This window comes from Nostoc sp. (genome assembly GCF_036917655.1).
Classification (GTDB): domain Bacteria; phylum Cyanobacteriota; class Cyanobacteriia; order Cyanobacteriales; family Nostocaceae; genus Nostoc.
This window is the reverse complement of sequence record NZ_JBALCY010000029.1, coordinates 205,373-215,689: the sequence shown is the minus strand read 5'-3', so window position 1 is coordinate 215,689 and position 10,317 is coordinate 205,373. Positions and strand designations below refer to the sequence as shown.

At 39.3% G+C, this 10,317-nt stretch carries 10 protein-coding genes; 1 reads left to right on the top strand and 9 read right to left on the bottom strand.

Going from position 1 to position 10,317, the window contains the following annotated elements; all coding sequences use genetic code 11:
- Positions 1 to 147: 147 nt before the first annotated feature.
- The 7 genes from V7K30_RS13180 to V7K30_RS13150 form a co-directional block, all read right to left on the bottom strand.
- Positions 148 to 924, bottom strand: a complete 777-nt coding sequence (locus tag V7K30_RS13180; RefSeq protein ID WP_334999750.1) for an SDR family NAD(P)-dependent oxidoreductase — start codon at positions 922 to 924, stop codon at positions 148 to 150.
- Positions 925 to 1,097: 173 nt separating this feature from the next.
- Positions 1,098 to 2,006, bottom strand: a complete 909-nt coding sequence (locus V7K30_RS13175) for a hypothetical protein (protein WP_334999748.1) — start codon at positions 2,004 to 2,006, stop codon at positions 1,098 to 1,100.
- 590 nt (positions 2,007 to 2,596) lie between these two features.
- A complete protein-coding gene (locus V7K30_RS13170; RefSeq protein WP_334999746.1) occupies positions 2,597 to 3,154 on the bottom strand; it encodes a hypothetical protein in 558 nt (185 codons plus the stop codon).
- A 636-nt stretch (positions 3,155 to 3,790) separates the two neighbouring features.
- The gene (locus V7K30_RS13165) at positions 3,791 to 4,396 is read right to left on the bottom strand and encodes an exopolysaccharide biosynthesis protein (protein ID WP_334999766.1); all 606 of its coding nucleotides are present in this window, start codon (positions 4,394 to 4,396) and stop codon (positions 3,791 to 3,793) included.
- Positions 4,397 to 4,522: 126 nt separating this feature from the next.
- The gene (locus V7K30_RS13160) at positions 4,523 to 5,407 is read right to left on the bottom strand and encodes a lipid kinase (RefSeq protein WP_334999744.1); all 885 of its coding nucleotides are present in this window, start codon (positions 5,405 to 5,407) and stop codon (positions 4,523 to 4,525) included.
- A 151-nt stretch (positions 5,408 to 5,558) separates the two neighbouring features.
- Entirely contained in the window at positions 5,559 to 5,762 is a 204-nt protein-coding gene (locus tag V7K30_RS13155; RefSeq protein WP_334999742.1) for a hypothetical protein, read from the bottom strand.
- Positions 5,763 to 5,772: 10 nt separating this feature from the next.
- Positions 5,773 to 7,290, bottom strand: a complete 1,518-nt coding sequence (locus tag V7K30_RS13150) for an ABC transporter permease subunit (protein ID WP_334999740.1) — start codon at positions 7,288 to 7,290, stop codon at positions 5,773 to 5,775.
- Positions 7,291 to 7,734: 444 nt separating this feature from the next.
- Between V7K30_RS13150 and V7K30_RS13145 the strand changes: the two genes are divergently transcribed.
- Positions 7,735 to 8,490 carry an amino acid ABC transporter ATP-binding protein gene (locus tag V7K30_RS13145; RefSeq protein ID WP_334999738.1) on the top strand — a complete coding sequence of 252 codons (756 nt, stop codon included), beginning with the start codon at positions 7,735 to 7,737 and terminating at the stop codon, positions 8,488 to 8,490.
- Positions 8,491 to 8,624: 134 nt separating this feature from the next.
- Here V7K30_RS13145 and V7K30_RS13140 read toward each other — a convergent pair whose 3' ends face one another.
- The gene (locus V7K30_RS13140; RefSeq protein WP_334999736.1) at positions 8,625 to 8,825 is read right to left on the bottom strand and encodes a hypothetical protein; all 201 of its coding nucleotides are present in this window, start codon (positions 8,823 to 8,825) and stop codon (positions 8,625 to 8,627) included.
- A 183-nt stretch (positions 8,826 to 9,008) separates the two neighbouring features.
- On the bottom strand, positions 9,009 to 9,701 hold the full coding sequence (lipB, locus tag V7K30_RS13135) for a lipoyl(octanoyl) transferase LipB (RefSeq protein WP_334999734.1): 693 nt from the start codon (positions 9,699 to 9,701) through the stop codon (positions 9,009 to 9,011).
- Between the last annotated feature and the right edge of the window lie 616 nt (positions 9,702 to 10,317).

The window sequence follows — 10,317 nt, the reverse complement described above, 5'->3', positions numbered from 1 at the left end:
TTATGGATTTAGAAGCTTTGAAAATTTTAGAGTCAGATGCTTATTAAATTGGCATTTTATTTATTAGTTTGGCATAACAAGTACTGAAGAGCCATATTAAGTTAGGAGTTTTAAGTTCACCACTTTCTTTAACTCCTAACTATATACTTAGGCTCCAAAGTGTTTTGCTAACATATTCAGCAGAAGTTTGCGCGGTACAAGCCGAGATAATTTGCTTCTAATTTGAGTGCTAGTATCAGAACTAATAACGGTTGGATAGCCTTTTTCTAAAGCCTCTAAAGATTCCCGAACCACTTTTTCTGAAGAATATAGTTTATCTGTACTGCTTGCCAGCGCTGGAGGAAAATTAGCTTCTGCAAAAAAGTTTGTTTCAATTGGCCCTGGACAAGTGACTAAAATACGGACACCATATTGACGATTTTCTGCCCACAGTGCTTCACTAAAGCTGAGAATAAAAGCTTTACTGGCAGCATAAACAGAAAGGTATGGTATCGGTTGAAATGCGGTAATAGAGGATACGTTAATAATACTTCCAGAACGGCGTTGCCGCATCAAAGGTAGAAATTTATGGGTTAAATCTACCAATGCCAAAATGTTTAATTGTACGATTTTGACTTGTTTTTCTCCATCCCCTTCAGCAAAGTCGCCATAGTAACCAAAACCAGCATTGTTGATTAATAAGTCAATGCTTAATCCCTTTGCTTTAGTGACATCAAATACAGCAGATGCTGCATTAGGTTCTGTGAGGTCTTTAACTATAACGTCTACTTGAATTTTGTGTTCTTCTTGTAGTTGTTTAGCTAATTGGCTTAGTTTCTCTTCGGATCGAGCAACGAGTACAAGATTTGTCTTGCGTGCAGCTAGTTCCTGGGCAAAAGCTTTACCAATACCACTAGAGGCACCAGTAATCAAAGCAGTTGGCATTCTACATATTAAGATAGTTTTAAGCACCTTATAAATCTTAGCTATGCTGGCTATAAGTTTTAACTACCCAAAGTGATATATCCAAAAGGGGAAAAGCAGCACATAGAACTGAAATCTGAGTGGAGGAAACCTCCACTCAGATTTCTCCTTCCCTAACACTTGACTTTCGGAAGCTATATGAATTCTCCAACTACACCGATATGGGAGATTCTTAAATCTTCTTCATCTGTATATTGAATAGACGAATCGATTTTTTCTGGTAATTCTCCGTCCTTACACGACCACTCAAATACAAATTTAGAGTTCAAGTGCTTAAGGTTAGAAAATATCTGCTTCCATTGGCTTCGTCGAATTCGATTACCCCACCTTGATTGTAATTCTTTTGAGTAGGCTTCTTGTTGATAAACAAAGAAATCAAATGGTCTTTCACTTAAATTTTTGTGATCCAGTAAATGAATGAGATGAAACATAAAGCCATCCTCAGATAGGTTACTGACAAGATTTTCTAAAAGTGGCACAACATCATCAACTGGCACATGCTCTAACACAGATTTTGAAAATATGAAATCTATTTTTTCTTTACTAGGCACTTTTTCAGACAAATTAATTGGAGCAATGTATTCTATACCCAAGTCTTGTAAGACTTCTACGGATAACTTTTTTAATGAAAGCAGTTTTTTTAAACGTAAGTGGATAATCTCACGATCTTCAAATGTAGATAGACTATCTAAGATACTCCAATCTACAGACTTACACACGGCTTTTAAAATATTTTCGGGTTGTAATAACGGGTAAATATCCGTTGCATAAACCTTTTTTGCTCCGAGAAGGTAAAATACTAACGAATGAGTCAGTAACCATCCACTTCCAATTTCAAGACAAATTTTATCACGCAATACATATTTTTCTTTACCAGACTGAAGCAGATAAATAGCAATTTCATTGGCACAAATATCAAGCCTTTTGCCTGCAACTGCTAGCTTACTGGAATGCATTTTATTGTATAAAGCTTGATATAGTTCAGATGATCTAATAGTCGATTTTGTTCGTTCATCGAGGAGACTATTTACTAGATTTTTCATTTTGCACACCTCTCTGGCTTAACTTATGGTGAGAACACAACACTATTAACTGTACCAGGGAGATGGGTTTCTGTATAACAAAACTGAATATACTGAGTGTTTTCTATACAATAATTATTAAGAAGGTATTTGCTAAGAGGTGACAAAAACCTTTAAATTGGAGACTGAGGATTAGGAATTGGCGACTCTTAAGATTTGAATGGAAATTCAGTGGAAAGTCGAGCCAGTTGCTTGGTGTTAGCGGTAGCGAGTAATCGAGCGTCAAGGGTTTACCGACTTAGGCGAACTGGCGTGGAGCGATCGCTTTGCCTTTTCGTACCCCTACAATACAAGCAAGCTACGCGCACTGTCTGCTTCAGGAGAAGGGTAGATAACTTTCCAAAACAGAAGTTGAAACACAGATTTACCATCTTCCCAATCTTAAAAAATGGGTTGTGTAAATTTTTGCTAAATCAGCCTAGCCATTAGATCATTCTTGTTGTGGAGTTTCTTAAAGCATAACTATCACTACTTCGTGTCTTTTTTTTTAAGTAGGGTGTCCCAAATAATAATTGTTGTGATGACAATTCAAATTCATTTTGAATTGTTAATTACCATTTTTCATACCAATAAATAATTTCTGAGGCTGAACTATTAATAGCGACGCCGTAACTATCTCCATGATTCCACTTGAAGCCAGGTCTACCTTTGTCGTCTGTATTTAATACCAATATTTCATAAGTAGCTGGAAAAGATTCCGTAGGAGAGTCACTGGTGTAGAAGAAAGTTGTCGGCACACCGTTAGGTTGGTTTATGTGGTCGTTTGTATTACCACCCCTATATTTGTGCTTTGCACTACTTCTGTATTGTGAAAGTAGTTTTTCTATCTTGTTTGGTGGCTCTTTCAGCCTAATTTGAAAAAAACTACTTCCTTGCGAAAATTCGGGAGAGTAAGCAATGCGAACGCTTTCGGCATAAGTGGGTATCTCATTAGGAAAATACTTGACTTGGTGATTATTAGACCATAGTTGATTACGAATTTCTTTGTAGCGTGATGTATCAGTTATTATTTTAGGTTCTCTAGTACTGCTAAAATTTGTTCTCAGAAAAAAGCTTCCTCCGACAATACTAAGACTAGCAAGGGCTAATAGAAACTGCGATCGCTTCATCGAGTTGGGTGCGTCTAACTTTCATAGTCATATACCCAACTAATAAACTAAATTCGTACTATTGCGGATATCCCATCAGAGATATTAACAGAAACTTTGCGTATCCAAGGATAATTCGGGGTGATTGTAAAATTACTGTGAAGTTTGTCAATGATTACCTAGTCAAAAACCGCAGGTTATCCTCGTTAAGACTAGTAATACCTTTGTAGCTAAAGGAAATCAATTCCACAGCCATCCATTTTTTTTTAATTCTTCCTGATGCAGCAATAACTAAGGCGGATATATAAATAGTAGATGCACCTTAATTAAATCATAGCCCTCAGCTTTTAGTTGGGGGCTTTTTTTATTACTGATATTTTTTAATTTGGAAATAAAATAAATTTGCTTATAAGTCTAATTTTCCCGGATATGGCAATCAATAAAGCGGATTAATAAATGGTAGATGCACCTTAATTAATTACAGCCCTCAACTTTTAGTTGAAGGCTTTTTTATTGCTGATATTTTTTAATGTGCGAATCAAATAACTTTGTATACAAGTTAAATCTTCCCGGATATGGCAATTAATAAAGCGGATTAATAAATGGTAGATGCACCCTAATAAATTACAGCCTTCAGCTAAAAGCTGGGGGCTTTTATTATTTAAATATAGATGGCAGCAAACTGGGAGCTAACCATACTGCATAACCAAGAAATCCAAACAGCAAGGTAATCAGGACAGTAATGCCGTAGCCGATGCAAATTAATAAACCGTCAGATTCGATGGTGGCAACAGTCAAAAGCAAAATACCTACAGTGGGGATAGGATTTGTAAACGGAATTGGTAATATTAGTAATACTGTTAACAAAGAGATACAAAACCCATTAATTCGCCAAATCAAAGGATTCTGGGCTATTTTTGCCAATCGGGGACGGGTGATTTTCTGTAACACTTTGGTAAGACGTCCCAAATTTTGCAAAAGCAACTGGGCGAAGGGACGAGGAAATTTGTAGTTAGCGATTCTTTTCGGTAGCCAAGGCGATCGCTTCCCTAAAACCATTTGCGCTGACAACAGTAAACAAGCACCACCAAAAGGGCCAGTTAATCCCGGTGGCATAGGAAATAAAAAGGGCAAAACTAATAATGTAATTACCAGACAGAACCCTCGTTCTGAGGTTTCTGCCAGAATATCGCCTAGAGTCAGCGGTTGTTCAGCTAGGCGTTGCAACAGGGACTTTATATCTTGAGAAAATCTCAGATGCATTTGGCGTGAGTTGATGCGAGTTCCCACATTTTTAGCAGAGGGAGAAATCAATCAATTTTAGATTTTGAATTTTGGATTTTGGATTTTGGATTGAAGGAAAATCTAAAATCTAAAATTGAATAATTTCTAACTCCTGATTTCTGGCGGTACTAAAACAGCTATAGCTTTAGGTATAACCCGAAAATGAGCAGGTGTGTAGGTAGTGATTTCACCATCTGTATTGATAGGACGCAGTTTGCGAGTAGACACCTCTATTTCTTGACCTTGAAGAGAACGTACACTCTGCCAATGTATATGTCGCCCTTGTCGCATCGCCGGAAGTAATAGTATAATCTGCCACCAATGTTTAATCTCTAAGCTATAAAGGTCTAGCCTTTGGTCATCTATTGTCGCATCGTCAGCTACTGCCAGACCACCGCCGTAATAGCGGCCGTTACCCACAGCAATTTGCACTGTTTTCACGCGAACTGATTCACCATTAATCACAATCTCCGCAGTAAAAGGTCTAGCTTCCCAAATCACTTGCAATGCAGTGGTGGCATAAGCAAATATTCCCCAACGGCGTTTGACTTCTTTGGTAAGTCGCTGGGTAATTTTTACACTCAGTCCCAAACTGGCAACGTTAAAAAAGTGCTTACCGTTCACCCAACCTAAATCGATGCGGTGTAAATTTCCATAGGCAATAATTTTGCAAGCTTCGCTGAGGGAATTCGGGATTCCCAAAGTCCTCGCTAGATCGTTGGCAGTTCCCAGAGGCAAGATTCCCAAGGGCAACTGAGTATCAACTAAAGCATCTACTGCGGCATTGAGAGTCCCATCTCCTCCACCAATGATTACCAAGTCAACTTGATGCTGATAACGAAGTATAACTTCAGCAAGATGTTTGGGGTCTTCTGTAGACTCCTCAGTTAAATCAAAGCCGAGTGTCTTCAGATATTGAATCGCTTCCAACAGACCTTTTTGCCCTTGACGGGCATGACGATTTACTAACAGCAGTGCGCGGGAACTCATGGTTAGTACCTTTTGTAGTTGATATGTCCAATTATCCGCATCTATGTATTCTGCTTTAAGTTGACTATAAAAAAAATCTTTAAGTTGTTATGACAGTTATCAAAACTTCATTTCGTCAATGCTTATTTTGTTGTTGTGACTAATTTTTAATTTATATTTTATCTAGTTTATCTCTATTAGTCCTCGGTGTGTGTTCAATCCACATATCTACATCAGCTTGCGAAACTGAAGAGAAAGATTTTCCAGTTGCCGGATCGTCAGCTTGCCAATAGATATTATTGTAGCAGTCAACCTTTTGCAAAAATTGTAATTCGTGAGGATCTGCTAGAAGTTTAAAGTAAGTCGTAAAAATCACTGAAAAATTATTAGCTATCGTACTTTCTGCGCCGTTTAACCGGATTCATCCACACTTCTAAGCGACTAAACGCTTGTGAAAAAAGTAACGTCAAGCACAAATAAATCACAGCTACACCCACGTAAATTTCAAAGGCGCGATAGTTATCGGCGATAATTAACTGTCCTTTACGTACCAATTCTTCAAACCCAATCACAGAAACTAAGCTTGTATCTTTCAATAAACTGATAAACTCATTACCTAAAGGTGGAATCATCCGCCGGAAAGCTTGGGGAAAAATTACATAACTCATTATTTGCACAGAACTCAAACCTAATGATTGTGCTGCTTCTGCTTGTCCTGGTTCAATCGATTGAATCCCAGCACGGACAACTTCGGCAATGTATGCGGCGCTATTCAAACTTAAAGCAATTACCCCAGCAGTTAGGCGATCAAAAGTAAATGTCAAACCAAGTTCTTGCAAAATTGCAGGTAATCCAAAGTAAATCATAAAAATTTGCAGCAACAAAGGCGTTCCCCGGAAAAAATCCACATACGCCCTCGCCATCCAACGCACAGGTGCAACATCAGAAAGGCGTATAATTCCAATGAGGGAACCCCCAATTAAACCAAACACTACAGAAAGTATGGTCAATTGCAACGTTACCAAAGCTCCCTGTAATAGAGTCGGAAAAGCCTGCAAAATCACGCCAATTGAAGTTAAGATTTTAGGCGTGCCAGCGTTAGTCTGATTCTCAAATGGTGATTTAACTGGTAATGATGGCGGTTCGATTTTAAACCATTTTCGATAAATTTGGGAATAAGTACCATTTTTCAGCACCCTATCCAAACCGTTGTTTATTAATGCCAAATTTGGCGAATTTTTAGCTGTAGCAATCCCGTAAAACTCCTCCGTCAGCAATTGCTGTACTATTTTAATTCCCTTGAGATTGCCCGTATTAATAGCATATAAAGTCACTGGGGCATCATTGATTACTGCATCCACATTACCATTGAACAATTCTTGCAGGGCTAAAGGTGCTGAATCAAAACTGCGAATTTGTACTCCAGGAATACTCTTAGCTTTTGCAGCCCCAGTTGTACCAATTTGTACCGCAATTTTTTTATTTTTGAGACTGTCAAAACCAGTAATATTTTGATTATCTGCACGGATGGCGATCGCTAACCCAGCCTTAAAATAAGGACGGGAAAAAGAAATTGTCTTCGCCCTCTCCTCTGTAATCGTGATCGAACTAATTGCCGCATCTACCGTTTTGGCTTGCAAAGCTGGGATAATGCCATCAAAAGGCAGACTTTGAAAATCCACTTTAAAGTTAGCTGCAACTGCAATCGCATTCATCAAATCAATGGAAAAACCCTGTAACTCACCACCTTTTCCTTGAAACTCAAAAGGTGGAAACGCTGGTTCCGTAGCAACCCGCAGAGTTTTCCCCGCAGTAGGATTCACCCCACAGCCAGCTAGTAACAAACAGCTAAAACTTATAACTAGAGATAAGCGCAGCCAACGGATAAAACTAAATTTAGCCATATTATTTTCTTTCCCTCTCTGCGCCCTGTGCGCCTCTGCGGTTCGTTCAAGTTATATATATGCAACTGTCCAATGTCCCGCCAAGAAATAAATTTCTTGGCTAATAGCTAAAGTCTACTGAAGTAGACTAAAACCCAATAGCTTGGGTTAAGAAGAATAGTAGGTTGGGTTGAGCGTAAGCGTTACCCAACAAAACCTTGATAATGTTGGGTTTCGTTCCTCAAACGCCAGTTGCTACAACTCTTGGAACCCCCGCAACGCACTGGCTCCCCAACCTACGCCAGTTTTAGTTTTTAGCCTTAACCCAAGTGTATTGGACTAAAACCCTTACTTAGTCTTCTTTAGAAGACTTTAGCTATTAGCCTCAGAATGAATTCTGAGGCGTTTTTTAGGACTGCTGCGCGTCTACACTACAATCAACTTTAGAGCAGCTTGACACAAGTAATGAACAATACCACCTCCGCGATTATTTTTGACAATATCGAAAAAAACTTTGGTTCCCTAAAAGTCCTCAAAGGAATCACAGGCGAAATCAACCGGGGAGAAGTCGTTGCAGTTATCGGTTCCTCCGGCTGTGGTAAAAGTACCCTACTACGCTGCTTCAACCGCCTAGAAACCATTAACAACGGGCGTTTAATAATCAACGGGATCAACTTATCCCGACCCACTCTCAACTATAGCCAACTGCGGCAACTACGAACACAAGTAGGCATGGTTTTTCAACAGTTCAACCTGTTTCCTCATCTCAGCGTCCTGGAAAATATGACACTCGCACCGCGCAAAGTATTGGGTAAAACACCGAAGGAAAGCGTTCAACTAGCGAGATTGTATTTAGAAAAAGTTGGCTTACATGACAAAGCCTCTGCTTATCCCGAACAACTTTCTGGCGGACAAAAGCAACGAGTAGCGATCGCCCGTAGCTTATGTATGAATCCCCAAATCATGCTATTTGACGAACCCACCAGCGCCCTAGATCCCGAACTCGTCGGCGAGGTTTTGCAAGTCATGCAGCAATTGGCAGCAGAAGGGATGACAATGGTGGTTGTCACCCATGAAATGCAATTTGCAAAAGAAGTAGCCCATCAGGTGATATTTTTAGATCAAGGTATTGTCACAGAACAAGGGACAGCCTATGAAGTTCTGACCAATCCCCAAAGCGATCGCCTACGTATTTTCCTCAGTCGCCTCAACAGCAGATAGTTAGGAGTTTGGAGTTTGGAGTTTGGAGTTTGGAGTTAGGAGTTAGGAGTTAGGAGTTAGAAGTTTGGAGTTTGGAGTGAAAAGTTAGGAGTTATAAATTAAAGACTTCTTTTAAACTCATCACTCAGCACTATTTAAAGGTACTCGCGCAAGAAATCAAAGGGATCATCTTCCCAACAAGGTTCAGGTATCAGCCAAAACAAACTACAGCTGATGTCGGCTTCAATTTCATCACCGTCGTCTCTATCAAATAGCTCTATCAAAGCTGTCCAATCACGTTCTCTCAGAAACGTTAACGATGGGGCATATACCTGGAGATTATTTGGGTAATTCACGCGCAAAGTTGTACTTGACAGCCGTAAAAAATTAGTATAGCAATTTGTAAATAATCAGATTCTAGCTTTGACAACCGCAGTTAAATAGTTATTTTGATACTATTAAATATGGACTCCTCTCATCAGTGTCTCACAATTTAAATAGGACTGCTATAGTATTTATTACATAATTACAAGCTTAATTTACTCAGACGCAAAAAATCCTTCAGGCTGCGACTCTACTAATTCCACGTCAAAGACTTCCGCAAAGGACTGTGCTAGATAAAAACGCACTTCTTGGCAAGTGATTCCTGGAATCAATTTGGCTAAACTGCCTACAGGTTTATCAGAAATACCGCAGGGTACAATGCGCTCAAAGCCTGTCATATCAGGACAAACATTTAATGCAAAGCCGTGCATAGTAATCCAACGGCTAACTTTAATCCCAATAGCCGCAACTTTTCGCCCTTCTAACCAAACGCCAGTAAAAGCCGGAATTCTTTCTCCCTGCAACCCATAAACTGCCAATACGCGAATTATTACTTCTTCGAGTTGCCGTAAGTACCAATGAAGGTCTTTACGATAACTTTGCAGATTTAAAATTGGATATCCCACCAGTTGACCGGGACAATGGTAAGTAACCTCGCCGCCGCGTTCAACTCTATGCACATCATATTGACCTTTGTCAATATCAAATTTGAGAAAATCTAAGTTGCTTCCTTGCCCCAGAGTGTAGACAGGAGGATGTTCTAGTAAAATTAACACATCATCTAGACTGGGGTCATGAATGCGCTCAGTGAGGAGCGATCGCTGCCATCCATGAGCTTCTAAGTAAGGCATTAATCCTTGGTTATACAGCAAACAACGCTTTTTGTGTGGTTCATCACTATGGATCATGCCAAAAATCAATTGGGATTAGGAACGAAATATATTTCAAGTTACAGGATTTGAGTCAACAATTGTTAAGCTTTGCAAAGGATTTTAAAGGAAAGTCAAGGGAACATGCATTAGAAAATACAAAGTGCTAGCTTGAATATACAACCTCAATAGGTTTTAGGAGGAATTCTCTGCAATAAGCATCATGCCAAGACAATAAGAACGAATGGACTGGCTGATGACTCTAAATAATCTTGTTTGAAATACAAACAAGATCAACTTCTAGAAATACTCGTGTTCTTGATTAACAGTGAGCAAACCTCAATCGAACACAGAAGGAGCAACTATCAACAGTTCTGTAAGCGTTCCTTTAAAGGAGAAGGTAGTCACGGGAGCTACGACTCAGATTTCCTCACCCAAGAGTTCTAAGTGGATATCCAATTGGATATCAGCGCAGAGATGAGGAGGTAAATCAAGGGTATACTTGATAACAACTCAGATGCAGCTAGGTTAGAGACAGCTTACCAGCAGTACATACAATATAGTTCACAATTTGTTTTGGCGGGAGTAATAGACCTTACCGCAACTTCTTTTCATACAAAGCAAATTCACACATCTAAATATTCAGCGGGAGAGT